Annotated in this window: 25 protein-coding genes; 6 read left to right on the forward strand and 19 right to left on the reverse strand. The window is 66.4% G+C overall.

Annotation, left to right across the window (positions count from 1 at the left end):
* Position 1: 1 nt before the first annotated feature.
* The 4 genes from AC24R4_RS21025 to AC24R4_RS21040 form a co-directional block, all read right to left on the reverse strand.
* On the reverse strand, positions 2-1,243 hold the full coding sequence (locus AC24R4_RS21025) for a class I SAM-dependent methyltransferase (RefSeq protein ID WP_400392416.1): 1,242 nt from the start codon (positions 1,241-1,243) through the stop codon (positions 2-4).
* Between the two features lie 257 nt (positions 1,244-1,500).
* The gene (gene pdxH, locus AC24R4_RS21030) at positions 1,501-2,139 is read right to left on the reverse strand and encodes a pyridoxamine 5'-phosphate oxidase (RefSeq protein ID WP_153945591.1); all 639 of its coding nucleotides are present in this window, start codon (positions 2,137-2,139) and stop codon (positions 1,501-1,503) included.
* Positions 2,140-2,269: 130 nt separating this feature from the next.
* On the reverse strand, positions 2,270-3,469 hold the full coding sequence (locus tag AC24R4_RS21035) for an MFS transporter (protein ID WP_400392413.1): 1,200 nt from the start codon (positions 3,467-3,469) through the stop codon (positions 2,270-2,272).
* Positions 3,470-3,816: 347 nt separating this feature from the next.
* Positions 3,817-6,150 (reverse strand): AsmA family protein, encoded by a 2,334-nt coding sequence (locus AC24R4_RS21040; protein WP_400392411.1) that lies wholly within the window; start codon positions 6,148-6,150, stop codon positions 3,817-3,819.
* Between the two features lie 193 nt (positions 6,151-6,343).
* Here AC24R4_RS21040 and tcdA point away from each other — a divergent pair, with 193 nt between their 5' ends.
* Positions 6,344-7,201 carry a tRNA cyclic N6-threonylcarbamoyladenosine(37) synthase TcdA gene (tcdA, locus tag AC24R4_RS21045; RefSeq protein WP_400392408.1) on the forward strand — a complete coding sequence of 286 codons (858 nt, stop codon included), beginning with the start codon at positions 6,344-6,346 and terminating at the stop codon, positions 7,199-7,201.
* On the opposite strand, the gene AC24R4_RS21050 is transcribed toward tcdA, so the two are convergent.
* Positions 7,198-7,776 (reverse strand): P-loop nucleotide/nucleoside kinase family protein, encoded by a 579-nt coding sequence (locus AC24R4_RS21050; protein ID WP_400392405.1) that lies wholly within the window; start codon positions 7,774-7,776, stop codon positions 7,198-7,200. The two genes, tcdA and AC24R4_RS21050, sit on opposite strands and share 4 nt — an antisense overlap.
* A 135-nt stretch (positions 7,777-7,911) precedes the next feature.
* On the opposite strand from AC24R4_RS21050, the gene AC24R4_RS21055 reads away from it, so the two are divergent.
* Positions 7,912-8,385: a bacteriohemerythrin gene (locus AC24R4_RS21055; protein ID WP_400392403.1), complete on the forward strand. Its 474-nt coding sequence runs from the start codon at positions 7,912-7,914 to the stop codon at positions 8,383-8,385.
* Positions 8,386-8,442: 57 nt separating this feature from the next.
* Here AC24R4_RS21055 and trxA read toward each other — a convergent pair whose 3' ends face one another.
* Entirely contained in the window at positions 8,443-9,282 is an 840-nt protein-coding gene (gene trxA, locus AC24R4_RS21060; RefSeq protein ID WP_400392400.1) for a thioredoxin, read from the reverse strand.
* Positions 9,283-9,519: 237 nt separating this feature from the next.
* Between trxA and AC24R4_RS21065 the strand changes: the two genes are divergently transcribed.
* The gene (locus AC24R4_RS21065; protein WP_400392397.1) at positions 9,520-11,217 is read left to right on the forward strand and encodes a long-chain fatty acid--CoA ligase; all 1,698 of its coding nucleotides are present in this window, start codon (positions 9,520-9,522) and stop codon (positions 11,215-11,217) included.
* 73 nt (positions 11,218-11,290) lie between these two features.
* Here the strand turns inward: AC24R4_RS21065 and AC24R4_RS21070 are convergent, their stop codons facing one another.
* On the reverse strand, positions 11,291-12,094 hold the full coding sequence (locus tag AC24R4_RS21070) for an ankyrin repeat domain-containing protein (RefSeq protein ID WP_400392394.1): 804 nt from the start codon (positions 12,092-12,094) through the stop codon (positions 11,291-11,293).
* 21 nt (positions 12,095-12,115) lie between these two features.
* The gene (locus AC24R4_RS21075; RefSeq protein WP_400392391.1) at positions 12,116-12,913 is read right to left on the reverse strand and encodes a gamma-glutamylcyclotransferase; all 798 of its coding nucleotides are present in this window, start codon (positions 12,911-12,913) and stop codon (positions 12,116-12,118) included.
* 199 nt (positions 12,914-13,112) lie between these two features.
* Here AC24R4_RS21075 and AC24R4_RS21080 point away from each other — a divergent pair, with 199 nt between their 5' ends.
* A complete protein-coding gene (locus AC24R4_RS21080) occupies positions 13,113-13,433 on the forward strand; it encodes a hypothetical protein (protein ID WP_400392389.1) in 321 nt (106 codons plus the stop codon).
* 66 nt (positions 13,434-13,499) lie between these two features.
* Here AC24R4_RS21080 and AC24R4_RS21085 read toward each other — a convergent pair whose 3' ends face one another.
* The 7 genes from AC24R4_RS21085 to AC24R4_RS21115 all read right to left on the reverse strand — a co-directional run bounded on the left by AC24R4_RS21085 (position 13,500) and on the right by AC24R4_RS21115 (position 18,158).
* Complete coding sequence (locus AC24R4_RS21085; RefSeq protein ID WP_153945581.1) at positions 13,500-13,847, reverse strand: FKBP-type peptidyl-prolyl cis-trans isomerase; 348 nt, start codon at positions 13,845-13,847, stop codon at positions 13,500-13,502.
* A gap of 55 nt (positions 13,848-13,902) precedes the next feature.
* Positions 13,903-14,451 carry a YaeQ family protein gene (locus AC24R4_RS21090; protein ID WP_153945580.1) on the reverse strand — a complete coding sequence of 183 codons (549 nt, stop codon included), beginning with the start codon at positions 14,449-14,451 and terminating at the stop codon, positions 13,903-13,905.
* 168 nt (positions 14,452-14,619) lie between these two features.
* On the reverse strand, positions 14,620-14,928 hold the full coding sequence (locus AC24R4_RS21095; RefSeq protein ID WP_153945579.1) for a hypothetical protein: 309 nt from the start codon (positions 14,926-14,928) through the stop codon (positions 14,620-14,622).
* Positions 14,929-15,068: 140 nt separating this feature from the next.
* The gene (locus AC24R4_RS21100) at positions 15,069-15,686 is read right to left on the reverse strand and encodes a YceI family protein (protein ID WP_487523567.1); all 618 of its coding nucleotides are present in this window, start codon (positions 15,684-15,686) and stop codon (positions 15,069-15,071) included.
* Positions 15,687-15,695: 9 nt separating this feature from the next.
* On the reverse strand, positions 15,696-16,085 hold the full coding sequence (locus AC24R4_RS21105) for an MAPEG family protein (protein ID WP_092594444.1): 390 nt from the start codon (positions 16,083-16,085) through the stop codon (positions 15,696-15,698).
* 91 nt (positions 16,086-16,176) lie between these two features.
* Complete coding sequence (locus AC24R4_RS21110; RefSeq protein ID WP_092594442.1) at positions 16,177-16,407, reverse strand: RNA-binding S4 domain-containing protein; 231 nt, start codon at positions 16,405-16,407, stop codon at positions 16,177-16,179.
* 2 nt (positions 16,408-16,409) lie between these two features.
* Complete coding sequence (locus AC24R4_RS21115) at positions 16,410-18,158, reverse strand: glutamine--tRNA ligase/YqeY domain fusion protein (RefSeq protein WP_400395845.1); 1,749 nt, start codon at positions 18,156-18,158, stop codon at positions 16,410-16,412.
* 311 nt (positions 18,159-18,469) lie between these two features.
* On the opposite strand from AC24R4_RS21115, the gene AC24R4_RS21120 reads away from it, so the two are divergent.
* A complete protein-coding gene (locus AC24R4_RS21120; RefSeq protein ID WP_487523568.1) occupies positions 18,470-19,954 on the forward strand; it encodes a CoA transferase in 1,485 nt (494 codons plus the stop codon).
* Positions 19,955-19,973: 19 nt separating this feature from the next.
* Here the strand turns inward: AC24R4_RS21120 and AC24R4_RS21125 are convergent, their stop codons facing one another.
* A complete protein-coding gene (locus AC24R4_RS21125; RefSeq protein ID WP_487523569.1) occupies positions 19,974-20,591 on the reverse strand; it encodes a pyridoxamine 5'-phosphate oxidase family protein in 618 nt (205 codons plus the stop codon).
* 80 nt (positions 20,592-20,671) lie between these two features.
* A complete protein-coding gene (locus AC24R4_RS21130) occupies positions 20,672-21,532 on the reverse strand; it encodes a PhzF family phenazine biosynthesis protein (RefSeq protein WP_487523570.1) in 861 nt (286 codons plus the stop codon).
* Between the two features lie 184 nt (positions 21,533-21,716).
* Between AC24R4_RS21130 and gltS the strand changes: the two genes are divergently transcribed.
* Complete coding sequence (gene gltS, locus AC24R4_RS21135) at positions 21,717-22,913, forward strand: sodium/glutamate symporter (protein WP_400392365.1); 1,197 nt, start codon at positions 21,717-21,719, stop codon at positions 22,911-22,913.
* 125 nt (positions 22,914-23,038) lie between these two features.
* Here gltS and ggt read toward each other — a convergent pair whose 3' ends face one another.
* Together ggt and AC24R4_RS21145 are read right to left on the reverse strand one after the other, a co-directional pair.
* On the reverse strand, positions 23,039-24,664 hold the full coding sequence (ggt, locus tag AC24R4_RS21140) for a gamma-glutamyltransferase (RefSeq protein WP_400392367.1): 1,626 nt from the start codon (positions 24,662-24,664) through the stop codon (positions 23,039-23,041).
* 74 nt (positions 24,665-24,738) lie between these two features.
* Positions 24,739-25,713 carry a Bug family tripartite tricarboxylate transporter substrate binding protein gene (locus tag AC24R4_RS21145; protein WP_400392369.1) on the reverse strand — a complete coding sequence of 325 codons (975 nt, stop codon included), beginning with the start codon at positions 25,711-25,713 and terminating at the stop codon, positions 24,739-24,741.
* Positions 25,714-25,788 lie beyond the last annotated feature (75 nt).

Raw genomic sequence — 25,788 nt, forward strand, 5'->3', positions numbered from 1 at the left:
GTCAGACGGGATTGCCTATCGGAGACGCGTAAATATAGCGCCGCGAGACCGGGAACGTGTCGGCGGCGCGATTCGCCTTCTGACACACCACCTGGTGCAGCGACATGATGCTGTTGGTGAACGCGTGCTCGCAGCCGGCCAGGTAGACCCGCCAGATCCGGTACTTCTTCTCGCCCACCATGGCGCGGATCGCGTCGGCGTTGGTCTCGAAGTTGTCGGCCCAGTGCCGCAGCGTCTGGGCGTAGTGCCGGCGCAGCAGTTCCACGTCGAACGCCTCCAGCCCGCCCTTGGCCATGGTATTGAGCACCATGCTGATGTGCGGCAGCTCGCCCTGCGGGAACACATAGCGGTCCATGAAGCCCGAGCCGTCGAGCGGCACCGCGCCGCTGTCGGGGTCGGTGGCCGTGATGCCATGGTTCATCGCCACGCCATCGTCCTTGAGCAGGTCGCGCATGCGGCTGAAGTAGCCGATCAGGTTGTCCTTGCCCACGTGCTCGAACATGCCGACGCTGGTGATGCGGTCGAACTGGCCCTGGATGTCGCGATAGTCCTGCAGCCGGATCTCGATGCGGTCCTGCAGCCCGGCGGCCTTCACGCGCTCGGTGGCCAGGTCGAACTGGTTCTGCGACAGCGTGATGCCCACGCACCGTGCGCCGTACTTCTGCGCGGCGCGGATCACCAGTGCGCCCCAGCCGCAGCCGATGTCGAGCAGCGTCTGGCCCGGCTGCACGCGGATCTTGGTCAGGATATGGTCGATCTTCTTGAGCTGCGCGGTGGCCAGGTCTTCGGTGCCTTCCTCGAAATACGCGCACGAGTACACCATGCGCGGATCGAGCCAGAGCTGGTAGAACGCGTTGGAAACGTCGTAGTGATACTGGATCGACGCCTTGTCCTCGGAGCGGCTGTGCGTGAAGTGCTGCGCCACGCGGGCCAGGGCGCCGCCCGCACTGCGCGCGGCGGCTGCCGACAGGCCGTAGGCCATCTTGATGATGTCGGCCAGGCGGCCGTCGAGATCGATCTTTTCCTGGACATATGCCTCGCCGAGGTTGTCCAGGCTTGGCGTGAGCAGCAGCGGCAGGGCCGAGGCCTCGCGTACGGTCAGCGTGACCTCGGGTTGGTCGAAGTTGCCCAGCTGGTATTCGCTGCCATTCCACAGACGTAGCCTGACAGGCAGGTTGGCGTGCTCGCGCACGTCGGAAATCCAGCTATCAAGCTGCTTGTCGATTGCTTGCTTGAAGAACATGCGGCTTTCTCCCGATTGGTTGATGATCCCTCTCGAAATGAAATGCCCCATGGTCGGCTGCGCAGACTGCGTGGTGGTACGCAGCACTGGCCCTGGGGGCGCACCGATGCATGGCCGGTGCGGCAACCCAACAACTTTACGCCAATTCGCCGAATTGTGCAGTGTGGGGCGCCGCGGTCAGCGCCTGTCAGTACAAGCAGACATTGACGATGCAGCGATCGCGCGCCCCGTGCCGCGATATTCCCGCAGCGCCGACGTCAGGGCGACAGCCGGACGATCTGCCAGCTGCCGTCGGCCTGTTGCCGGAACGCGATACGGTCGTGCAGCCGCGACGGCCGGCCCTGCCAGAATTCGATCCACGTGGGCCGCAGGCGGTACCCGCCCCAGTGCGGCGGACGCGGCGGGTTGTCGCCGAACTTGCTGCGGAAGTCGGCTTCGCGGGCTTCCAGCACGTCGCGGCCGGCCACCTCGCGGCTTTGTTCGGAGGCCCAGGCGCCCAGGCGAGATCCGAGCGGACGCGACGCATAGTAGGCATCGCTCTCGGCATCGTCCACCTTTTCGACCACGCCTTCCACACGCACCTGGCGTTCGAGCTGCACCCAGTGGAACAGCAGCGCCGCGCGCGGGTTGGCTTCCAGATCCAGGCCCTTGCGGCTTTCGTAGTTGGTGAAGAACGTGAAACCGTTGGCGTCCATGCCCTTGAGCAGCACGATGCGCGCCGACGGCTGGCCGTCGGCACCTACGGTGGCCAGCGTCATCGCGTTGGGTTCGGGCAGCTTGGCCTGCATGGCCTCGTCGAACCAGTTCTGGAACTGGCGGATCGGGTCGCCTGCCACGTCGGTTTCGGAAAGGGCGCTCAGCATGTAGTTGCGGCGCAGATCAGCGAGTTGGGTCATATCGCATATCGAAGAGTCGGTCCGCACGGAGCACCATGCGGACGAGGATGCTTCGAGTATAGCGAATGCGCCGCACACCGCATTTGCGCCATGGCAAGGCGGACTCGCTGTTTTACGAATCTGCGGGTGGCTAGTCCGACAGTTTCGGTGCGGCGATCTTTTGTGTCTGGCGGCGCGAATAGTAGTTGGCCATGCCCATGGCGCCGGCCATCGACAGGAAGATCGGCAGCATGCCCAGCGCCGTGCCCACCACACCGAACGTGAGCGGCCACACCACCTGGCTGGTATTGAGCACGGCCGAGCGCAGCCCCAGCGCCTCGCCGGCGCGGCCCGAAGGCGATGCCGTATGCAGGATGTTCATGACGTTGGGCTGGGCACTGCCCAGCGCCAGCCCCAGCACGAACGCCAGGCCGCACATGAGCCAGAAGTGCGAGACGAACGGATAGACCACATAGGCCAGCGCCCCCACCAGCAGCGCCAGGCGGATGATCTTCCATTCCGAGAAATGGCGGGACACCATCGGCATGGCAATCCGGATGGTCAGCGTGGCGATCGAGAACGCCCCGAGCACCCAGCCGATCATTGACGGCGACAGCCCGATATGCGTGCCCTGGATCGGGATCAGGAACGCGTGCAGGTCCCACGCGGCAGACAGCACCGCGCTGGCGACGAACACGGCGCGCAGTTCGGGGTGGTGAAGCAGGTCCAGCGTGGAGCGGCGCGAGCCGTCCTCGATGGCGATGCGTCCCGCGTTGCCGCCGGTGGCCGGCAGGCGCGGCCGCACATACTGCAGCCCGGCCTGGCCCAGCAGCGCCACGCCCACCAGGATGCAGAACGCGGCACGAAAGCCTGCGTGTTCGATCGTATAGCCCATGGCCACCGGCCCGAGCGTGCCCGAGATCGACAGCCCCAGCGCATGCCACGTGTAGTTGCGCAGCCGGGTCTCGTTGGTCGATACCTGCCCGATCAGCAGTTGCATGGCCACCTGGACCAGCATGAAACCCACGCCGATCAGTGCGCACGCCGCGTACAGCGACGCAATCTCGTGCCAGACGGCCGGCAGCAGCGTACCGGCCACCACCATCAGCGACCCGGCGGTCATCGGCAGGCGCGGCCCGATCTGGTCGATGCGCTTGCCGGCGCGAATCGCCAGGAACATCGGCAGCAACGCATAGAGCGACATCAGGATGCCCAGCGTGACCGTGGACGCCTTGAGCGAGATGGCAAATAGGGAAACGACGACACGACTGGCGTTGAACGCCACGTGATTGCACACCGTCAGCGCGATCAGCCAGCTGATCGGGGGAACGGCGGCATGAGGCAACGTCATGGCAGGGGGTGCGCGGGGGCGGCGAAGGTGGTTCGCGCCGCCGGCAAGGGTCTCCGATCCGGACGATAAGACGCGCGAAAAAGAAAATCAGTGCGGCCGGAGCCGCACCTACAAGGCATCGCTGGCCGGACTGGAACCCGGCGAGCGAAGGCGTTGCGTGTCGTTGTTCATTAATTGCTTGCTTAATCAACGACCAGCCGATTATGCGACTGCCAGTGCGGTCTGCACAACAACGGTGTGGGAGGGCGTGCCAAATCCGCAACACATTTGGTACAGGTGTGTTGCGGATTCGCCAAGGTTGTCAGTGTGTGATGACGGGCGGGGCGCGGCGGGCGTGCCGCCGTTCGCTAGCCGCCCTGGTAGAGCTGCTTGTCGTGGTCCGGCCGCAAGGGTTGCTGCACGGTGGCGCCGGGCATGCGCGGCTTGGTCGGCGGCGGGGCCGGCTCGCCACGGGCGGCGTCCGACTTCGTGGGCGATTCGGGGATAGGGGGGCCGGCCTGCTGCTGGCCCTTCGGCGCGGCTGGCCCCTGATAGGTCTTGCCCGGCGGCGGGGCGGTAGGCCGCTTCTTGAGTTCCGCCAGCAGCCGGGCGCACTCGCTTTCGTCGCCGCCGCCCGAGATGTCGAGCAGCGGCACCACCATGGCCACCGGCGCGGTCAGTGCCAGCGCCAGCGCGCCGCCGGCACGCAGCGCGAGGATGGCGATATTCGGGCTGACCGACGGATTCTTGAACGTACCGCCCACATACAGCGGCGAGCGCAGCGAGATGACGCGCAGCCCCTTCGAGTCGGGATGGATCGTCAGCGCCAGCCGCTCGTCCTTGAAATCGACCGCGCCCTCGGTGGTGATGATGGCGTCCTGCGTATCGAGCACGAAGGTCTGGGCCCGGGCAATGCCGTTCTGGAAGCCGAACGCGCTGACGCCGCAGTTGATCTGCACCGCCTTGTCGCCGAACAGCTTCGAGATCACCACGCTGCCCACGTTCAGGCCGATGGCTTCGAGGATGAACTTGCTGACGGTGCCGTTTTCCACCAGCAGCTTGGCCTCGCCGTTCGACGAACCCATCAGCGCGGCAACCGAATTGCCCGTGGCCGAAAGCTTGGCGCTGCCGTTGACCTCGCCGACGCTGGCGCGGGTACTTTCCACCTTCGGGAACAGCTGCTTGATCTTCAGGTGCCGCGCGGTCATGTCGACCTTCGCGCCCATCGGCTCGCGCTTGCCATCGAGTTCGACCGTCGATACCAGGTTGCCGCCGGCCACGCCGAAGTTGAGCGGGTCGAGCCGCAGCACGCCATCGGTCAGCTTCAGGTGCGTGGTCAGGTCCGTGATCGGCAGGTCTTCATTGCGGACGATGCGCTTGCCGGTGAACTTCACGTCGGCATCGATCTCGTCCCAGCGTTCCGTGCGGAACGGCGCCACGGGCAGCTTCTTGTCCGCCGGCTGCTTCACGGGGCTGTCCTTGGCCGGCTGGCCCGGCTTGGCGCCGCCGCCGATCAGCGGCGCGAGGTCGTCGAACAGCAGCTGCTTCGACACCAGTTCGCCAGACAGCAGCGGGCGGGGCGAATGCTGCGCAAACGTCAGCGTGCCGCCCAGGTCGCTGCTGCCGACCTTGCCGGTGAAGTCGCGATAGGTGTAGCTGGAGGCTCCCTTCTTGAGCGTGGCCACCAGGCGGCCGCGCGTTTCATACGGCGGGGTCGATGGCAGCACGATGCCGGTCAGGTTGTAGAGCGATGCCAGGCTGTCGCCGGCCAGCGTCAGGTTGACGTCGAGCGCGCCGAGGTGGGCCGGGTTCGTTACCGTGCCTTCCATCGTGGCGCGGGTGGCGCCCACGCGCACATCGGCCTGTACCGGATAAGGGGTGTCCACGTCGCGCAGGCTCAGCACGGTGCCGGCCTTGCCGGTGGCGTTGACGGTGGCCTTGTTGTAGTGGCCCACGGCTTTCCAGCGAATGCCGTAGCGGTCGTCATTACCGGTCTTGCCAGCCTTGCCGCCCTTGTTGTCGTTGGCCTTGGCTTCGGGCGTGGAGGCGGCGGAGCCTTGCGACGCCGCCACAGCGGAGGCATCGGACGGCATCAGCGCGCCGTCGCGGGCCTTGTCGTAGATGGCCTGGTCGCCAATCGTGTCCAGCGTGGCCTGCAGCTGGATCTTCTCGGCCGCGTCGTCCAGCGCCAGGTTGCCGCGCTGGAGGACCACTTCGCCCACATCGAGGTGCCATTTCGACTTGCCCGAGTCGGTCTGCTTGCGCATGTCGAAGGTCCAGTTGTTGCGCTTGTCGGCCAGCCGTTCGAGCCACACGGCGGGGCTGTCCACGACGATGGTCGGCACGTTGATTTCATGGGCCAGCAGCGGCAGCGGGCGCAGCACGAAGATCAGTTCGCGAATCGTGCCCATGTTGGGCGCCTGGGCCCAGTCGGGGTTGCCGATGGAAATGTCCTTGGCCGACAGCCGTGGCCACGGCACGAGCGTACGCCAGCCGGTCTCGCCCTGGCCACGTTTCCAGGTGACGGTCAGATCGCCATTGATGGCGAAGGGGCGCCCGATCGACTCCGTGACCTTGTCGTTGAGCCACGGCTTGAGCCGGTTCCAGTCGAAGGTCAGGATGATGACGACAAGGATCGCGATCAGCGCCAACGGCGTGAACACGCTCCATAAGACGATCTTGTGGCGACGCGAGGCGGGCATAAGGGGTGGACTCCTGGTGGCAGCCGTGCGGCGGATCAACCACTGCACAGGTAATTGTAGGGAGCCCCATCGTTCCCGGTTGTCGGCCTCAGGCTGACATTGCGGTCGTCGGGACGCCTATTCGTTGTGCGTTCGTCGTCCGCAGGAATCCCCGCCGGTGACATAAAATGCCGGCAGATTTGAGAAAGTCACTATGACCATCGCCCCTACGCCCCTGGCGGATCAGGACCTGCCCGCGCCCCTGTCGCACGAAAGCCCGGCCGACGACGACTACCATCGCCGCTTTGGCGGCGTGGCCCGCCTGTACGGCGCGCATGGCCTGGCCCGGCTGGAGGCCGCCAGGGTGTGCGTGATCGGCATCGGCGGCGTGGGCAGCTGGGCGGCCGAGGCGCTGGCGCGCAACGCGGTGGGGCGCATCACGCTGATCGACCTCGATCACATTGCCGCATCAAATACCAACCGGCAGATCCACGCGCTAGGCGACGCTTACGGCCGCGCCAAGGTGGAAGCCATGGCCGAGCGCATTGTGGCGATCAACCCGCGTTGCCGCGTGACGCAGATCGACGATTTCGTGACCGAAGACAATGTGGCGGAATTGCTATCAGGCTTTGACTACGTGATCGACGCCATCGATGCCGTGAAGGTCAAGACCGCCATCCTGGGATGGGCCCGCCGCGAGGGCGTGCGCGTGATCACGTGCGGCGGCGCGGGCGGTCAGCTGGACCCCACGCGCGTGCGCATCGAGGACCTGGCCCGCACGATTCAGGACCCGTTGCTGGCCAAGGTGCGCGGCAACCTGCGCCGGCAGTGGGGCTTTCCGCGCGATCCCAGGAAGAAGTTCGGCATCGAGGCGGTGTATTCGGACGAGCCGCTGCGCTATCCCGAGCCCGAGCAGCAGGCGTGCGAAATCGACGAGGTGCCGCCGGCCCCGGTGCGCGGCCCGCAAGGGCTGGCCTGCGCGGGATTTGGCTCGTCGGTGGCGGTGACGGCGGTGTTCGGCTTCGTGGCGGCGTCGGCGGTGATCGGGGCGCTGGCAGCCGGCCAGCCCTAGGCGGCCAGCGTCCGCAGCAGGCCGTCCACGGCGGCATCGTCGGGCGCCTGGTTGTCGAAGAAGATCAGTTCGGGATATTCGGCCGGGTCCGGCGAAAACCGCCGGGCGCGATAGGCGTCCCAGTGCGCGAGCTTGTAGGCGTCGTTGGGGTTGGCGCGGCGGATGATGCGTGCGTGGGCTTCGTCCTCGGGCAGGTGTACCCACACGATCTGGGTGCGCGTGCCCGCCGGGACATGCAGCCACTGCGGATCGGTCAGCAGGTGCGCGCGGATTTCGCGCGACAGTGGGCCGATCACGATCACACTGATGCCCAGCGTCAGGTTTTCGCGGGCGGTGTCGAGCAGGCCCTCGTATTCGGGGTCTCGCAGATTATCCAGATAGGCCGGACTGTCGCGGTCATTGGGATCGCCCGTGATCGCGCGCATGGCGGCGGCGCTGTAGCGCCCGTAGAGCGTGTCCTTGTCGAGCAGGCAGAACGGCTCGCCGGTGGCCTGCATCAGCGGGCCGATCAGCCGATGGGCGAGGGAAGTCTTGCCGGTGCCTGCGTGGCCGCAGAAGAAGATCAGTCGGGGCATGTCGGTGGCTTGCTGGAAATCCGTCACTTGCCAGGGGCGCGAGCGTCAAGCATACCGTTCTTTGCGGAAAATCAGATCGGACGGTAGCGAAATCGGTATCCTTGCCGCTTATCTCAAAGAAAAGTTTTCAGATCCATGTCTGCAGCACAGAACCCCTACGACGGTCTTTCCTCGGAAGGCTTGCCAGACGAACTCCGGCTGGGCGAGCCCGTCACCGACGCCACGCACGCGGAATTCCTGCAACTGCTCGATGCCGTGGCCAAATCGGACGATGCCGGCTTCCTGGCGGCGTACGACGCGTGGATCGCGCACACGCGCCACCATTTCGAACAGGAAGAGCAGTGGATGGAGGCCATGCAGTTCGGCCCGCGCTTCTGCCATACGAACGAGCACAAGGGCGTGCTGCAGGTGGTGCAGGCCGTGCGCGACAAGATCGCGCAGGAAGTGGAAGATCCGGAGGGGCCCGGCAAGGGCGGGCTGTCGCTGGGCCGCCGCCTGGTGGATGAACTGTCAGGCTGGTTCGACAATCATGTGAAGTCGATGGACGCGATGATGGTCGAGCATATGAAGGCCAACGGCTTTTCGCTGATCGAGGCGCCGGCCGTCTGAGGCTGTTCCGCACCGGAGGGGCAATCCCGTCTCCGGTGCGCGTCAATCAAACGCCACTCAATTCAGCGCCGTGCTCAGTTGCCGGCGCCATTTCGATACCACTTCTGGCGAATCGGCCATCAAGTCGAACACCGACAGCATTGTCTTGCGGCCGATGTCGTCTTCAAAGCCGCGGTCGCGGCGCACGATTTCCATCAGCTGCGCCAGCGCCGGTTCGTATTCGCGGCGCGCGATCAACACCTTTGCCAAATCCAGGCGCGCGGCCAGGTTGGCCGGCTCGGCCTCGACCTGCGCTTTCAGTTCGGCGCCGTCGGGCAGGCTGTCGAGTCCCTTCATCGCATCGAGCCGGGTCCGCAGCGCGGCGTAGCCGTCTTCCTGCGGCGCGCGCGGCGTCAGGCGGCCGAACTCGGCTTCCGCGGTGTCGATGGCGTCGCCGTCGAGCAGGAAGCTGATATAGGCCAGTCGATTCGGGTCGTTTTCCGGGTCCTCTGCGAGCGCGGCCTGCCACGCGGCCTTGGCGCCTTCCCGGTCGCCGGCCGCGGCCAGCGCCTGGGGGTCCGGCGCCGTGGCCCCGCCGTCGCCGGGGGCCAGCGTAGCGATGAACTCGCGCAGTTGCGATTCCGGCAGCACGCCCACGAACTGGTTGACCGCCTGCCCACCGGCAAACGCCACCACGTGGGGAATGCTGCGCACGCCAAAGTGCCCGGCCAGCTGCTGGTTCTCGTCGACATTGACCTTGACCAGCTTCCACGTGCCGCCGGCTTCGGCTTCGAGCTTTTCCAGCATGGGCCCGAGTGTGCGGCAAGGGCCACACCAGGGCGCCCAGAAATCGACCAGTACCGGGACGGGGCTATTGATGACTTCGGCTTCGAAGTTCTGCAGGGTGACGTCGCTCATGATCTGCACCTGGGAATCGGGTTGGCCAGCACTGTGGCCGGATTCCCCCTATTGTGAGGACGAAGCCCCAAATTGCAACCGGCGCCGCCCGGGGTGCGGTGCGATGGGTAGGAAAACCTCCTGTTGAAAATAGAACGGTCGTTCAGTTATATTGCTTGACCACTACGCGGGGCCCACCCCGCGAGACCCGCGCTTTCCAGAAACTGGTCCCTTCGAGGGCCATCCGCAGGAGACACCATGACCACCAAGCCCGCCCGTCCGCATTTTCAGTTCTGGCCCAAGCGAGTGCCGACCGAAATCGTGCTGCCGGAAACTTCGCTCTGGTACAACCTCGAAGTTTCGGCACACCGCTATGCGGACAAGGCCGCCATCCGCTACTTCGGCAACGCCATCACGTTCCGCGAGCTGGAGGCGCAGGCCACGGCGATGGCCGGCTGGCTGCAGCAGAAGGCGGGGGTGAAGAAGGGCGATCGCGTGCTGCTGTACATGCAGAACTGCCCGCAGTTCATCGTCAGCTATTACGCGATCCTGCGGGCGGACGCCGTGGTGGTGCCGGTCAATCCGATGAACCGCGCCGAGGAATTCAAGCACTACATCACCGATGCCGGCGCGCGCGTGGCGATCTGCACGGCAGACCTGGCCGCCGGCGCGATGCAGGCCGACGGCGAACTGGCTGCCGACCAGCGCCTGCAGCATCTGCTGGTGACGCAGTACGCCGACGCGCTGCCGCCGTCGCACGAATTCCCCGAAGATGCGCCGCCCGCCTGGCTGACCGTGCAGCATCCGTTGCCGGACAACGCCACGCCGTGGGCGCAGGCGCTGGCTGCCGGCCTGCAGCCGGGGCCGCATACCGCAGGCCCCGACGACATGGCCGTGATGCCGTACACGTCGGGCACCACGGGCTTCCCGAAGGGCTGCATCCACACCCATCGCTCGGTGATGCACAATGTGATCGGCGGTGCCACGTGGTCGGGCAGCGGTGCGGAATCGGTGATCCTGTCGGTGCTGCCGCTGTTTCACGTGACCGGCATGCAGTACGGCATGAACGGCCCGATCTACACCGGCGCCACCGTGGTGATGCTGCCGCGCTGGGATCGCGAAGTGGCCGGACGCCTGATCTCGCGCTACCAGGTCACGCACTGGACCAATATCCCCACCATGGTGATCGACTTCCTGGGCAGCCCGAACCTGGCGACCTTCGACGTCAGCAGCCTGCGCTACATCGGCGGCGGCGGCGCGGCCATGCCGCAGGCGGTGGCCGAACGCCTGAAGACCCAGTTCGGGCTGAGCTACCTGGAAGGCTACGGCCTGTCCGAGACCATGGCGCCGACCCACAGCAATCCGTCCGAGCGCGCCAAGCTGCAGTGCCTGGGCGTGCCGACGTTCAACACCGACGCGCGCGTGGTGGACCCGGTCACGCTGCAGGAAATGCCGCCCAACGAGGTGGGCGAGATCATCGTGCGCGGCCCGCAGGTGTTCAAGGGGTACTGGGGCAAGGAAGATGCCACGCGCGACGCGTTCATCGAGTTCGAAGGCCAGACCTACTTCCGCACCGGCGACCTGGGCCGCATGGACGAAGAAGGCTACTACTTCATCACCGACCGCCTGAAGCGCATGATCAATGCGTCGGGCTTCAAGGTCTGGCCGGCCGAGGTGGAAAACCTGCTGTACAAGCATCCGGCCGTGCAGGAGGCCTGCATCATCGGCACGCGCGACCAGTATCGCGGCGAGACGGTGAAGGCGGTGGTGGTGCTGCGCGCCGACGCCAAGGGCAAGACGCAGCCCGAGGACATCATCGAATGGGCCAAGGAAAACATGGCCGCCTACAAGTACCCGCGCGTGGTGGAATTTGTCGAGGCGTTGCCGAAGTCGGGCACCGGCAAGGTGATGTGGCGCCAGCTGCAGGAAGCGGAAAACGCGCGCCAGCCCGCGTAAGCGGGGTGTGTTGTTCTCCCCTCTCCCGCCGGGCGGGCGAGGGGCGCCAAAATGCAAGCCCCTCGGCGGCCCGTCAATGCCCCCTGGCCCGCATCAGCATCTTGACCATCGACTTGTAGCCGCGCTCGCGCGCATGGCGCGACGGGGTGATGCCCTCCCGGTCGGCCAGGTTGGCATCGGCGCCCGCATCGAGCAGCAATTGCACGATCTCTTCATAGCGGGCGCTGCCGTCGCCGAGGATGATGGCTTCCAGCAGTGCCGTCCAACCGAGCTGGTTGATGCGATCCACCGGCACGCCTGCCTTCAATAGCAGTTTTACGACTTCGACATTGCCATGCTGGCAGGCCGCGATCAGGGCCGTGCCGTCGTAGCGGTCGGTGCTGCGGGTGTCGGCGCCATGCGACAGCGACAGGCGCACCACATCGATCTGGTTGGTCGCGGCCGCCAGCAGGAAGGCGCTGTTGGATTCGCCGTCCTTCTGGTTCACGTCGGCGCCGGCCATGATCAACGCGCGGGCCACGTCGCCCCGGCGGTTGTACACCGCTGCCAGCAGCGCGGAGCGGCCGCGTTCGTCCACGGCATGGAGCGACGCGCCGGCCTTGATCAGCCGGTTGACCAGATCGAGATCGCCAATGCTGGCTGCCGTGATCAGGTTGCGGTCGAGCGCGGACATGCCTTCACCGCGTGCCGCCGGGTGGGATGGCGACGGATACGGCGCCGGTGCCGACGGCGACGATGCGTCGCGCAGCCCGCCGATCGAGCGCGCCAGCGTCTGGCCACCTTGGCCCGCCAGCAGTCCGCCACCCATCAGCAATCCCATCAGCCCTAGCATTTCAGCGAGTGCCTGGCGGCGGGGGCGGGTCTGGGAGCGCGTCATGATGGGCGGCAGTGGCTTCGGTCAGACGGTTTCGTGGGGATGGGCCGTGGCAGCCACGGCGTCCTCGGGGCAGGTCGCCGCAGAGGCCGAAGTGCCTACCGGCGTGGCGACGGCGCAGGCGTCGCTGGCGGCTTCGGCCGCGTCGCTTTCCTGCAGTTGGCGCCAGAGCCGGCCCAGGTAGGGGTCGTCCACGCCATGCGTGGCCAGCCCCAGCAGGGTCTGGTGCAGATATTCGCGGGCCGGCCCGTACAGGCCGCAGGCGTGGCGCAGGCAGTCCACGACGCGCGCATCGGGCAGCCGGCCGGCGTAGCCGGCATGTTCGCGATTCATCACGAAAGCGAGTGCCCGCTGTTCGGGCGCGCCAGGGGCGGCGTCCAGCTTCACGCGCAGCCAGCGCGGGTGATAGGCGCCGGTCATCATCTCGCGGCGCCACAGCACGCGGAATTCCTGCTCGACGACGTGGCGCGGGATGCGGAACACCATGCCCGTGCAGCAGCCGCCGCGGTCCAGCCCGAGCACCAGCCCGGGGTTGTCCCAGGTGCCGCGATTGATTTTGGAATACAGGTAGAAGCCGCGGTGGTAGCCATGCACGGTGGCCAGGCGGCTTTCGGTATGGACCACCATCGGGTTCCAGATCAGCGATCCGTAGCCGAAGACCCAGACGTCGCCGTCCAGTCCGGGGGTGTCGGGCCGGCTGGCCAGCGTCTGGCACAGCGATCGCTCCACATCGGCCTCGGGCAACAGCGAAGACGCGACCGGCGTGCTGCACAGCGTCGTGCGCAGCCTGTTTGCTTCGAGGTCCTGTCTTGTAATGGCCATGGCTGAAAGAATAATCCAAAGCGCATTGATGCGTCGCAAGCAAACCACACATCGGGTGCAAGGTGTGTGCAGCAGGCAACGGTCGTGAGGGGGGCGACTGCCCGATGCATTGGCCGGATCGGGGGCCATGTCACTACAATAGGGGCCCTAACGCAGGCAACTGTCGTTCAACGCTCGGCGAATCTCGGAGAACCCGCACATGGCGCACACCCTGACCGTGGTATTTGGCAGCGGCAAGGAATTTGAATTCACGCTGGGCGACAACGAGCTGGCGGCGGTCACCGAGGATGCCGCCTGGCGCTGGTTCGACCGCGAATATGCCGAGCTGGACTGCCAGGCATCGAGCCCCGTGGGCAAGGTGCTTGTGATCGACAAGATCCTTAATGTCGCGAAGTTCTCCGGCGAGAGCCGGTTTGCCGGCAACGCCGACTGGGCGCAGGATTTTGCCCGCCATGCCGGGCGCCTGCTGGACCGCGACAAGGTGCGTATCGACGTGGGCAACGCCGCCATCGGTTTCTGACCGTTTGGGGCCCGCACCAACAAAAACGGACGCCGAGGCGTCCGTTTTTTGCGGTGTGCGCCGGAATCAGACCGACAGCAGTTCCACTTCGAACAGCAGGGTGGCGTTCGGCGGGATCACGCCGCCGGCGCCGCGCGCGCCGTAGCCCAGATCGGCCGGGATCACCAGCCGGCGCGTGCCGCCGACCTTCATGCCTTGCACGCCTTCGTCCCAGCCACGGATCACGTGGCCGGCGCCCAGCGGGAAGACGAACGGGTCATTGCGGTCCTTGCTCGAATCGAACTTGCGGCCCGGTTGGCCGTTTTCGTAGAGCCAGCCGGTGTAATGCACGGTCACGTGCTTGCCAGCCGTGGCTTCGTCGCCCGAGCCGACGATGGTGTCTTCGTATTGCAGGCCGGAGGGATTGGTATGCATCGCGAACTTCCTTTTTCTGTGTGGCGGGAAATAGAACCGACGGCCGCCTGTGTGATCAGTCGTCGGCGCGCTGGAGCACGTCGCGCGTCAGCTGCACGTTGTGATCGTCGTCGCTGACCCAGATGTCGCCGTCCTGGATGGTCACGGACAGGCGCATGGCACGCTGGGCCATCTGCGCCAGCGCGTCCACGGCTTCGGACGGCACATTGTAGACGGTCACGTTGCGCAGCTTGCTGGCCTTGCCGGCCATGCCCTTCCACCATTCGCGGGCGCTGGCGCTCTGATAGGTATAGACGGTAACGTGGTCGGCGCGCGCGGCCGCGCGCTTCAGGCGGGTTTCGTCGGGCTGGCCCAGGTCGATCCAGTGGAGGATGTCGCCCGTGAGGGACTTGTCCCAGAGGTCCGGTTCGTCGGGTTCGTCCAGGCCACGCGTGAACGCCATGGTTTCGGTGGCTTCGCAGGCAAAGGCGAGCAGGCGGACCATCATGCGGGCATCGTTCTCGGACGGATGCTGCGCGATGGTGAGCGTGTGACTGCCGTAGTACGGCCGGTCCATGTCCGAGACGGACAGTTCGGCCTTGAAAATCGTGGATTTGAGCGCCATGGGGTCGGAAATGCGGCGCGCGCCGGCAACGGTGCCGGGCACGCGAAAGGCGGAATCATACGTGATCCGCGCGGCGGCGCGATGGAAATCCGGCGCGGGTATGTGCGCCGGCCCGCTCAGACGGCGGGGGCAAGCAAAACGGCCCGGGAAGGCGGGCCGGGCCGGTCCTCAGGACTTGCGGTATTCGCCCAGCCAGAAGCGCAGCATGGCCGATACCAGCACCAGCCCCAGGAACGCCGCCGCGGCCACCAGGGCCAGGCCGCCATCGCTGTTGATCTTGCCTTCCACAATCAGGCGCGTCAGCAGGATGCCGACCATGCCGGTCAGCAGGGGCAGCAGCAGGGCCGCGCGGCCGTAGGTCTTGAAGGCCCACAGCGGAAAGCGACGGAGAAAATCGGCAGGAAAGCTGCACGCCAGGCACGCACCGGCAGCAGCCAGCGACGCCGAAACGACGTCGTTGAGGGAGATGAGGCTCATCTTGACTCGCGGATAGCCGGGTTTGCTTAGGCGAAACGCGGCAGGATGGGAATAGGCAAGGCGCTGATTTTACTGAAGATTTTGTCCCAAAAGGTGACGTTGGGCCGTCATCGCAACGCGCGGCCTCGCTTTTTTCTGAATTATGGCGCGGGCCCCGCCGGCGTGGCTTCCACCGAAATCTGCAATGTGACGTTATCGCCAACATCGGGCAGGAAACGCGTCATACCAAAGGCGCTTCGAGACAATGTGGCGCGAAAATCACCGCCGCACACATCGCGCCGGATACCGAACAGGACGGTCTGGCCGCAACTGAAGCGGTCGGCCTCGAGCCTGATGGGCTGGGCCACGCCATGGAGGGTGAACGTGCCTTCCACGGCAACCAGCTTGCCGCCTTCCGTCACAAACTGGCTGGCCTGGAGCCGGGCCACCGGAAACGTCTGGGCGTCAAGAAACTGGGCCGAGCGCAGCACACCGTCGAGACTGCGGTTGCCGCTGTCGACCGAATCGGTGTCCACCGTGAAGTCGATCGACCCCGCACCCGTGGCCGGGTCGTAGATCACACGCCCGTCGATCTTGCCGAACCGGCCGCGCACGCTGGTGCGATCGAAGTGGCTGACGCCGAAATAGACGCTGGTGTGTGTCGGATCGACGGTGTACTGCGTGGGCGCCGCCAGGGCTGGCGTGCCCGTCAGGGCCGCGAGCGTGGCAAGGGCGGCCAGCGGGGCGCGCGAGGTACGGGAAGGGTGTCGCGTCGGCATGGCCGTGGCTCAGTGGACGAACACGGGAAGCAGGAAAATGCCGATCACCGTCAGATAGCCAATCGTCCAGCATAGCGTCCGCAGCGTGGCGCGATCGGTCAGGTAGCAGATCGTGTAGAGAATCCGGACCACGATGAACACCATGGCCAGTTCGTTGATGCGGGCCTGGGGCGCCGCCAGATGCGTGGCCGTGAAGACCGCCGCGGCAAAGAACGGAAACGCTTCGAAATGATTGCGGTGCGCCATGTCCGCACGGCGGGCGCGGCCGCTTTGCCTTTCCAGCCACGCGCGCGGGTCGTGGTTATCGAACGTGCCGGCACGACTGCCGGCCTTGGCGATGGAGACAGTCAGCACTGGCATCAGGCCTGCCAGCAATACACACCAGAACGCGATCGGCATGAACACTCCTTGCGTGTTTCGGTGCGGAGGCGGCAGGAGCCGCCGCCTCCTTTCCATTTGTGCCGGGGCCGTGGAGCGCCCCAAGGCCGGTTCAGGCGGCGACGACCTTGATGCGAACGCCGTCAGCGCCGCCAACGCCCACCACCTGGCCGGCACGGATCTTGGCGGTCTTGCGCGACTCCGGCGTACCGTCCACCGAGACCTCGCCGGCCGCGACCAGCGCCTTGCCGGCGCCACCGCTGTCGCAGACGCCAGCCACCTTGAGCAGGTCGTTCAGGGCGATGAACTCGCCCTCGAGCGGAAACGTAATCGTCTGTGCCATGCTCACTTGCCCCAGCTGTCCTTCAGGCCAACCGTGCGGTTGAACACTGGCTTGCCGGGCTGCGAATCGGTACGGTCCGCAACGAAATAGCCGTGACGTTCGAACTGGAAGCGTTCTTCCGGCCTGGCGTCGCGCAGGCCCGGTTCCAGGTAGGCGGTGACTACCTTCTTCGAGTCCGGGTTCAGCGCATCGAGGAAATTCTTGCCGCCGGCATCGGGATTCGGGTCGTTGAACAGGCGGTCGTACAGGCGCACTTCGGCCGGGCAGGCATGCGCCGCGCTGACCCAGTGAATGTTGCCCTTGACCTTGACGCTGTCCGCGCCCGGCGTGCCGCTCTTGGTTTCCGGCAGGTAGTTCGCATGGACGGCGACCACGTTGCCGTCGGCGTCCTTGTCCACGCCCGTGCATTCGATCACGTAGCCGTAGCGCAGGCGCACCTTGTTGCCCGGGAACAGGCGGAAATAGCCCTTCGGCGGGGTCTCGGTGAAGTCGTCGCGCTCGATCCACAGCTCGCGCGACAGCGGGAACACGCGGCGGCCCATTTCCGGCAGCTTCGGGTGCACCGGCGCCGAGCATTCCTCGCTCTGGCCCTCGGGATAGTTGTCCAGGATCAGCTTGACCGGGTCCAGCACGCCAACGCTGCGCGGGGCACGGGCATCGAGGTCGTCACGCACGGCGCCTTCCAGCGTGCTCATGTCAATCCAGCTGTCGGCCTTCGACACGCCGATGCGGTCGCAGAACAGCTGGATCGATTCCGGCGTATAGCCGCGGCGGCGCATCCCGACGATGGTCGGCATGCGCGGGTCGTCCCAGCCGTCCACGCGCTTTTCGTCCACCAGCTGCTTGAGCTTGCGCTTGCTGGTGATCGCATACGTCAGGTTCAGGCGGGCGAATTCGTACTGGTGCGGCAGCGGGCTGGCGAAGACGCCGGCATCGCGCAGGTGTTCCAGCACCCAGTCATAAAGCGGGCGGTTGTTCTCGAATTCGAGCGTGCACAGCGAGTGCGTGATGTTCTCGATCGCGTCCGAGATGCAGTGCGTGAAGTCGTACATCGGATAGATGCACCACTTGTCGCCGGTCCGGTGGTGATGGGCATGGCGGATGCGATAGAGCACCGGGTCGCGCATCACGATGTTCGGCGCGGCCATGTCGATCTTCGCGCGCAGCACGTGCTCGCCGTCACCGTACTTGCCGTCGCGCATCTCGCGGAACAGCCTCAGGTTTTCCTCGACGGAGCGGTCGCGGAACGGCGACGGCTTGCCGGGCTCCGAGAAATTGCCGCGGCTGGCGGCAATCTGTTCGGCGCTCTGGCTGTCCACGTAGGCCACGCCACGCTCGATCAGGGTCTCGGCGAACTGGTACAGGCGGTCGAAGTAGTCGCTCGCGTAGTACAGGTGCGGCGCGCCGCCGGGCTGCCTGGCATCCCATGAGAAACCGAGCCAGTGCACCGCGTCGATGATCGAATCGACGTATTCGGTGTCTTCCTTGACCGGGTTGGTGTCGTCGAAGCGCAGGTGGCAGCGGCCGGCATAGTCGCGGGCCAGGCCGAAGTTCACGCAAATGCTCTTGGCGTGGCCGATGTGCAGGTAGCCGTTCGGCTCCGGCGGAAAGCGCGTGATGACGGTCGGCAGCGGCTCGCCCTGCTTGTCCGTGCGGCCGCCGTACGTGCCGGCGGCGAGGTCCTGGTCGATGATGCTCCGCAGGAAGTTGGAGGCGGCTGGCGTGTCGGTAGGCTTGTTGTCGTGGCTCATGTTGGCGCCGCATCACCTGCGGCTCGATAACTGGTGGACCGGCCCGGTCTGGATCGACCCGGCCGCGTTCCTGGTGTTCCTGGATTGGGTGCGCTGGAATGGCGAGGAAAGTCCGGCGAATGGTGCGATTTTACCGTGCCTGCGGCGCAACCCGGCGGTGCGTCACGAAATTCGGATTCGTCTCACGGCGCAACGGGCCAAAGTGGTGCAGAATCCACGGCACGGTACGGCGCTACGTACCCGCCTCGCGCATGCTCCGTGCGACGTCATCGTCGCATGCCGCCTCCATTCCCGCCGCAGGAATACATGCCATGAATGCCGCCAGTTCCGCCACGAACCCCTCCGACGCCGCCGGCCCCGGCCGCGCCGCCGTCCACCAGGCACCCGCCGACGTGCTTGCCGCGCTGTGGAGCGCCGCCGCCATGCCGCCCGAGGCGCTGTCCCATGTCACGCTGACCGGCCAGGACCCCATCCTGCCGTCCAGTTTCGCCATCGGCACCGCCGCGCAGGCCAGCCTGGGCGCGTCCGCGCTGGCGGCGGCCGCGATCTGGGCCCAGCGCACCGGCCGCTGGCAGGATGTGTCGGTCGATATGCGCCATGCGCTGGCGGAGTTCCGTAGCGAACGCTACCTGCGCGTCAACGGCGGGCCGGCGCCCGAGCTCTGGGACAAGATCGCCGGCCTGTATCCGGCGGGGGACGGCCGATGGGTGCGCCTGCATACGAATTTTCCCCACCATCGCGACGGCGTCCTGAAGATACTCAAATGCGCGTATGACAAGGACGCCGTACGGGCGGCGCTGTCGGGGTGGAAGGCCGAGGATTTCGAGACGGTCGCATCGGACGCCGGCATGGTCGTGTCGGCCATGCGCTCGCTCGACGAATGGCTGCGGCATCCGCAGGCCCAGGCGCTGCAGGGGCTGCCGCCGGTGATCATCGAAAAGATCGGCGACGCGCCGCCGGAACCGCTGCCAGCGTTCGGGCCCCATGCCGAGATCAATGTCGATGCGCGGCCGTTGAGCGGTGTCCGGGTGCTGGACTTCACGCGCATCATCGCGGGGCCGGTCGCCGGCCGCACGCTGGCCGCGCATGGGGCCGACGTGCTGCTGGTGACGGCCGCGCACCTGCCGTCGATGCCGTCGCTGGTGATCGACACGGGCCGCGGCAAACGGTCATGCCAGCTTGACCTGCGCGATGCCGACGACAAGCGCACGCTGCACAAGCTGTTCCACGGTGCCGATGTGGTGGTGCAGGGCTATCGTCCCAATGGACTGGCGGAACTGGGCGCCGGACCCGAGGCGGCGGCGCGGGCCCGCCCCGGCATCGTCTACGTGTCGCTGTCCGCCTACGGCCATGTGGGGCCATGGTCGGGCAAGCGGGGCTTCGATTCGCTGGTGCAGACCGCCACCGGCATCAATACCGACGAAGCCCAGGCGGCCGGCAGCGCCGAGCCCAAGCCGCTGCCGGCGCAGGTGCTGGACCACGCCTCGGGCTATCTGCTGGCGTTCGGCGCAATGGTGGCGCTGCATCGGCGCGCGGTGGAAGGCGGCAGCTGGCACGTGCGCGTATCGCTGGCGCAGGTGGGGCAGTGGCTGCGCACCCTCGGGCGCGTGCCGGATGGCGCGGCGGTGCCGGACCAGCATATCGACGAAATTTCCGATCTGCTCGAAGTGGAAGAGTCGGGCTTCGGCGAACTGACCGTGGTGCGCCACGCGGCGCACCTGTCGGAGACGCCCGCCCACTGGGCGTTGCCGTCGGTGCCGCTGGGCACGCACGCGGCGGTGTGGCTACCGCGTTAATCGCCCGGCGGGCCGGGGCCTAATACAGCGTGGTGCGTACGCGTTCGGGCAGATCGCGGTCGTAGGCCGCGCCGTCGATCGCGTTCTGGCTCAGCGTGGCCAGCATGGTGCCGGTGCTGGGCAGCGCCTCGCGTGGCACCTGCGCGTCGGCCAGCCACAGGCGCGAGCGCAGCAGGGCGCGCGCGCACTGGAAAAACACCGAGTGGATGCGGATCACCAGCACCGTGGTGGGCGCCTTGTCCTGCATCATGCAGCGGGCGATCAGGTCCGGGTCCGTCGAAACGGTAGCGGTGCCGCTGACGCGTAGCGTCTCATTGACGCCGGGCACCAGGAACAGCAGCCCGACGCGCGGGTCGGCCAGGAGATTGCGCAGACTGTCGATGCGATTGTTGCCGCGCCGGTCGGGCAGCAGCAGCGTGCGGTCGTCCAGCACCTGCACGAAACCGGGCGCATCGCCGCGCGGCGAGCAGTCGCCGCCCTGTTTGTTCATCGTGGACAGCAGGCAGAACGGCGAGGCTTCGACGAAGGCGCGGTAGTGCGGATGCAGGTAGTCGACTTCCTTGGCCAACGAGGCGGCGCCGGGCTCGGCGTAGAGCGCCTCGAGGTCGGCCAGCGTAGTGATGTCGTGCGACGGCATGGGACGGTTTGCGAAGGGTAGGCGTGGAGAGGAAGGCGCCAGTATGACGCACATCCCCGAAGGTTCGATGATCTGTGCAGTCAGATACTGACCGTGCCGCGACCCAGTTCGATCACGCGGCCGCCCACGCGGATTGCGCCGTCGGCGGTCACGGCAAGGTCCAGCCGGCATCGTCGATCGACGAATTCACCCTGATCGACTTCATAGCGGGCCGGCAGCGCGTGGCCGGTGGCCACCAGCCAGCCCCCCAGGTTCGCGCACGCCGAGCCGGTACCCGGATCTTCCGCCACGCCCCCGCCCTGCTTGGTGAAGAAATAGCGCACCAGCACCTTGCCCGGCTGTTCGGGATCGAAGGCAAACACGTAGGCAGTCTTGCGGCCCAGGCTGCTTTGCGGCCAGCGGTCCAGGCGGCTGCTGTCGGGCTGGGCGCGGCGCACGGCGTCGGGCGTCTTCAGCGGCACCAGCAGCTGGTCGGCGCCCGTATCGACCCAGATCGGCGCGCCGGCCAGGTCGTCGGCCTGCAGGCCCAGCAGCGATGCCATCTCGGCATCGGGCAGGCCGGCCGGCGCCGTCCTGGGCGCCCCCTGGTGCGGGGCGGTCAGCGTCCAGCGGTCTTCCACGGCCGTCACGGGAACGACGCCGGCCTTGAACTCCAGCGACAGCGCGTTGCCGGTCTGCGCCAGGTCGCGCACCACGTGGGCGGTGCCCAGCGTCGGATGGCCGGCAAAGCGCATCTCGTAGCCGGGCGTAAAGATGCGGACGGCCGCATTGGCCTTGTCGGACGGCAGGACGAACGTCGTCTCGGACAGGTTGAACTGCAGGGCCAGGGCCTGCATGGTGGCATCGTCCATGCCGCGCGCATCCTCGAACACACACAGGGGATTGCCGCCGAACGTGGATTCGGCAAAGACATTGACGATTCGGTATGCGTAGGTGGCCATGGGCGTTTTGCGGGCGTGGATGGGAAACCACATAGTGTAGGGAAGCGATGCCCCGAAGCCATGCACAGTTTCATGCAAGTGCAACGGAACAGTTGCGCTTGGCATCCGCTTCGCATCTTTAAGCGGAATGCGATTGGCGAGAGCAGGCAGGCCGCCAAGAATGGAGGTTTTTCGGTTGCTCGCCATGCTGGAACTCAACAACTACGAAACGCTCGTCGCGGCATCGCTGGTGCTGCTGGTCGGACGCAAGCTGCTGCACGTCACAACGCCGCTGCGCACCTTCAACATTCCCGAGCCGGTCGTGGGCGGGCTGGTCGTGGCGCTATGCCTGGCCCTGGCCCGCTTTACCGCCGACGTGCAGGTGAAGTTCGACACCACCGCGCAGACGCCGCTGATGCTGGCCTTCTTTGCCACGCTTGGCCTGAGCGCCAATCTTGCCAGCCTGAAGCAGGGCGGCAAGTCGATCGGCATCTTCCTGGTCGCGGTGGCGGGCTTGCTGGTGATCCAGGACGCGATCGGCGTCGGGCTGGCCAGCGCGCTGGGCCTGCATCCGGCCACCGGCCTGCTGGCCGGGTCGATCGCGCTGTCGGGCGGTCACGGCACCAGCGCGGCCTGGGGCAAGACGTTTGTGGAGCAGTTCGGCATGTCGTACGCCATGGAGCTTGGCGTGGCATGCGCCACGTTCGGCCTGGTGCTGGGCGGCCTGATCGGCGGCCCGGTGGCGCGCTACCTGCTGCGCAATGTGACCAAGCCGGGCGTGGGTGCCGGCGATGACCGCGTGCTCAACTTCGAGAATCCCCAGGCGGTGCGGCCGATCACGGCATCGGCGCTGATCGAGACCCTGGCGCTGATCCTGGTCTGCCTGACCGCGGGGCAGGCGCTGGGCGACGTGTTCAAGGCCAGCTGGCTGGAACTGCCGACCTTTGTCTGGGTGCTGTTCGTCGGGGTGCTGCTGCGCAACGGGCTGGCGCTGCTGGGCTGGTACACGGTCTTCGATCGCGCGCTGTCGGTGCTGGGCAACGTGAGCCTGTCGATGTTCCTGGCGATGGCGCTGATGAGCCTGCGCCTCTGGGAACTGACCTCGCTGGCGCTGCCGATGCTGCTGATCCTGCTGGTGCAGACCGGCGCCATGGCCGCCTATGCGATCTTCGTTACCTTCCGGGTCATGGGGCGCAACTACGATGCCGCCGTGCTGGCCGCCGGCCATTGCGGCTTCGGCCTTGGGGCCACGCCCACGGCCATCGCCAACATGCAGGCCATCACGGACCGCTACGGCCCGTCGCACCTGGCCTTCCTGATCGTGCCGATGGTGGGTGCCTTCTTCATCGACATCGTCAATGCCGTGGTCATCAAGCTGTTCCTGAGCCTGCCGGTCTACTGACGCCGCACGGATACCGCTGCGGCATAAAAAAGGCGCCACGGATGGTTCCGTGGCGCCTCGCAGGACATCCACTACGGTGTTACCCACTGCGGTACTACGATATCGATACGTCCGGCGGTGTTGCGTCAGAAGCCCACGGCCTGGCCGTCGCGGCGGCTGTCGCTGGCAGCCACGTAGCCTTGCTCGGCGTCTTCCGACAGGCGCCAGATGAACTGGCCCGAGCCGAAGTCCATATACGGGTCTTCCACCGACTTGAGCTTGTGGCCGCGGTCCTTCAGGCCGGCCACGGTGGTCGGGTCCATGGTGCCTTCAACGTCCAGCGTGAAGTCGCGGTTGACCTTCCAGCGCGGCGCGCAGCAAGCGGCCTGCGGCTGCTGGTTGTAGTCGAGCATGCGCACGACGGTCTGCAGATGGCCCTGGGGCTGCATGTCGCCGCCCATCACGCCGAAGCTCATCACGGGCTGGCCATCCTTGGTCAGGAACGCCGGGATGATCGTGTGGAACGGGCGCTTGCCGCCTTCCACCACATTGGCCGACTTGGGGTCCATCGAGAAGCCCACGCCACGATTTTGCAGGCTGATGCCGGTGCCCGGTACCACCACGCCCGAACCGAAACCCATGTAGTTCGACTGGATGAACGAGATCATCATGCCGTTCTCGTCGGCGGCGGTCAGGTAGATCGTGCCGCCCGTGCGCGGCATGCCGAAGTTGAAATGCGTGGCACGCTGCATGTCGATCAGCTTGGCGCGCGACTTCAGGTACGCATCGTCCAGCATCTGCTCGGGGGTGACCTCCATGCTGCGCGGGTCGGCCACGTAGCGGTACAGGTCGGCAAAGGCCAGCTTCATCGCCTCGATCTGCAGGTGCTGCGAATCGACCGAATCCACGGGCAGGGCGCCCAGGTCGAACTGGTCCAGGATGCCCAGCGCCATCAGCGCGGCAATGCCCTGGCCATTGGGCGGAATCTCATGGACGTCGTAGCCGCGATACGACTTGCTGATCGGCTTGACCCATTCGGGGCGATAGTTGCGCAGGTCGTCCAGCGTCATCGCGGCGCCGCATTCCTGGCTGAACGCGGCGATCTTCTCGGCGATCTCGCCTTCGTAGTAGGCGCGGCCCTTTGTGGCGCCGATCTTGCGCAGCGTCTCGGCGGCGTTCTTGAACACGAACTTTTCGCCCACGAGCGGCGCGCGGCCGTTGGGCATGAACGTGTCGGCAAAGCCGGGCTGGCTCTTGAGGTCCGGCACGGCCGCGGCCCACTTGTGCGCCACCACCGGCGGCACGGCGTAGCCGCGTTCGGCGATCTCGATGGCGGGCTCCATCAGGTCCTCGAACGGCAGCTTGCCGAATCGCTCGTGCAGCGCGGCCCAGCCGGCGATCACGCCAGGCACGGTCACCGAATCCCAGCCGCGGATCGGCCGGTTGGCCAGTCCGTTGCCGTCCACCCCGTACTTGTTCTTGAAGTATTCGGGGCTCCAGGCCTTCGGGGCCACGCCCGAAGCGTTCAGGCCATGCAGTTCCTTGCCATCCCAGAGGATCGCAAAGGCATCGCTGCCCAGCCCGCACGACACCGGCTCCACCAGCGTGATGGCTGCGGCAGCGGCGATGGCGGCATCCACGGCATTGCCGCCCTTGAGCAGCATGCGCAGGCCGGCCTGCGCGGCCAGCGGATGCGAGGTCGATACCACGTTGCGCGCGAACAGCGGAATGCGCACGGTGGGATAGGGATTGGTCCAGTTGAAGTTCTGCATGGTGTCTCTCTTTGCTGCCTGGTTGTCGTGCTCGGCAGGGCGACGCCATTGTCGCCCGCTTGTCCTGCTTGTGCTTAGTCGACCTGGATCTTGCGATCCTTGATCAGCTTGCCCCAGCGTGCGCTGTCCTTCTTCACCATCGCGGCGAACTGGGCCGGCGTGCCGCCAACCGGTTCGGCGCCCAGCTTGGCCAGGCGGTCCTTGACGTCCTGCGACTGGATGGCCTTGTTGAACTCGGCATTCAGGCGGCTGACGATCTCGGGCGGCAGGCCCTTGGGACCATAGATGCCGAACCAGGTATCCGATTCAAAGCCCGGCAGGCCCGATTCGCTGACGGTCGGCAGGTCCGGCGCCAGCGGCGAGCGCTTCAGGCTGGTCACGGCCAGCGCCTTGAGCTTGCCGTCCTTCACGTGCGGCATGCCGGACACGATGCTGTCGAACAGCACCTGCACCTTGTTCGAGATCAGGTCGGGCACGGCCAGCGCGGTGCCGCGATACGGGATGTGCGTGATGAACACGCCGGCCTGGGCCTTGAAGGCCTCGGCGGTCAGGTGCACCACGGTGCCATTGCCGCTCGACGCATAGTTCAGCTCGCCAGGATGCTTCCTGGCGTAGTCGATCAGTTCCTTGACATTCTTGACCGGCAGCTGGTTGGGCACCACCAGCACGTTGGTGGCGGTGGCCACCTGGCCAATCGGCGTGAAGTCGGTTTCGGTGTTGTAGGGCAGGTGCGTATTGATGTACGGCCCGATCGAATGCGTGCTGGTGGTGGCGATCAGGATCGTGTAGCCGTCCGGCGCGGCCTTGGCGGCCATGTCCGAACCGATGGCGCCGCCGGCGCCGGGCCGGTTGTCGACCACGATCTGCTGGCCCAGGTTCTGGCCTACCTTCTGGGCGATGGCGCGCGCCAGCAGGTCAGTGGCACCGCTGGCCGGAAACGGCACGATCAGGCGGATCGGCTTGCTGGGAAAAGTGTCGGCATGCGACGGGGCAGCAAGGGTCAGGCTCGTGGCAAGGCCGATGCCAAGATGGCGTAGCCAGGATTTCATGTGTGGCGTCTCCGGGACGGATGGGTGCGACGTGGAACTGCAGCAGGAAAACACAAATTATTCCGCGCCCGCCCC

This window comes from Cupriavidus sp. CER-90 (assembly GCF_057652055.1).

Coding starts and splice junctions, on each gene's coding strand:
- AC24R4_RS21025 (WP_400392416.1), bottom strand. CDS start 1,243: ATGTTCTTCAAGCAAGCAATCGACAAGCAGCTTGATAGCTGGATTTCC.
- pdxH (WP_153945591.1), bottom strand. CDS start 2,139: ATGACCCAACTCGCTGATCTGCGCCGCAACTACATGCTGAGCGCCCTT.
- AC24R4_RS21035 (WP_400392413.1), bottom strand. CDS start 3,469: ATGACGTTGCCTCATGCCGCCGTTCCCCCGATCAGCTGGCTGATCGCG.
- AC24R4_RS21040 (WP_400392411.1), bottom strand. CDS start 6,150: ATGCCCGCCTCGCGTCGCCACAAGATCGTCTTATGGAGCGTGTTCACG.
- tcdA (WP_400392408.1), top strand. CDS start 6,344: ATGACCATCGCCCCTACGCCCCTGGCGGATCAGGACCTGCCCGCGCCC.
- AC24R4_RS21050 (WP_400392405.1), bottom strand. CDS start 7,776: ATGCCCCGACTGATCTTCTTCTGCGGCCACGCAGGCACCGGCAAGACT.
- AC24R4_RS21055 (WP_400392403.1), top strand. CDS start 7,912: ATGTCTGCAGCACAGAACCCCTACGACGGTCTTTCCTCGGAAGGCTTG.
- trxA (WP_400392400.1), bottom strand. CDS start 9,282: ATGAGCGACGTCACCCTGCAGAACTTCGAAGCCGAAGTCATCAATAGC.
- AC24R4_RS21065 (WP_400392397.1), top strand. CDS start 9,520: ATGACCACCAAGCCCGCCCGTCCGCATTTTCAGTTCTGGCCCAAGCGA.
- AC24R4_RS21070 (WP_400392394.1), bottom strand. CDS start 12,094: ATGACGCGCTCCCAGACCCGCCCCCGCCGCCAGGCACTCGCTGAAATG.
- AC24R4_RS21075 (WP_400392391.1), bottom strand. CDS start 12,913: ATGGCCATTACAAGACAGGACCTCGAAGCAAACAGGCTGCGCACGACG.
- AC24R4_RS21080 (WP_400392389.1), top strand. CDS start 13,113: ATGGCGCACACCCTGACCGTGGTATTTGGCAGCGGCAAGGAATTTGAA.
- AC24R4_RS21085 (WP_153945581.1), bottom strand. CDS start 13,847: ATGCATACCAATCCCTCCGGCCTGCAATACGAAGACACCATCGTCGGC.
- AC24R4_RS21090 (WP_153945580.1), bottom strand. CDS start 14,451: ATGGCGCTCAAATCCACGATTTTCAAGGCCGAACTGTCCGTCTCGGAC.
- AC24R4_RS21095 (WP_153945579.1), bottom strand. CDS start 14,928: ATGAGCCTCATCTCCCTCAACGACGTCGTTTCGGCGTCGCTGGCTGCT.
- AC24R4_RS21100 (WP_487523567.1), bottom strand. CDS start 15,686: ATGCCGACGCGACACCCTTCCCGTACCTCGCGCGCCCCGCTGGCCGCC.
- AC24R4_RS21105 (WP_092594444.1), bottom strand. CDS start 16,085: ATGCCGATCGCGTTCTGGTGTGTATTGCTGGCAGGCCTGATGCCAGTG.
- AC24R4_RS21110 (WP_092594442.1), bottom strand. CDS start 16,407: ATGGCACAGACGATTACGTTTCCGCTCGAGGGCGAGTTCATCGCCCTG.
- AC24R4_RS21115 (WP_400395845.1), bottom strand. CDS start 18,158: ATGAGCCACGACAACAAGCCTACCGACACGCCAGCCGCCTCCAACTTC.
- AC24R4_RS21120 (WP_487523568.1), top strand. CDS start 18,470: ATGAATGCCGCCAGTTCCGCCACGAACCCCTCCGACGCCGCCGGCCCC.
- AC24R4_RS21125 (WP_487523569.1), bottom strand. CDS start 20,591: ATGCCGTCGCACGACATCACTACGCTGGCCGACCTCGAGGCGCTCTAC.
- AC24R4_RS21130 (WP_487523570.1), bottom strand. CDS start 21,532: ATGGCCACCTACGCATACCGAATCGTCAATGTCTTTGCCGAATCCACG.
- gltS (WP_400392365.1), top strand. CDS start 21,717: ATGCTGGAACTCAACAACTACGAAACGCTCGTCGCGGCATCGCTGGTG.
- ggt (WP_400392367.1), bottom strand. CDS start 24,664: ATGCAGAACTTCAACTGGACCAATCCCTATCCCACCGTGCGCATTCCG.
- AC24R4_RS21145 (WP_400392369.1), bottom strand. CDS start 25,713: ATGAAATCCTGGCTACGCCATCTTGGCATCGGCCTTGCCACGAGCCTG.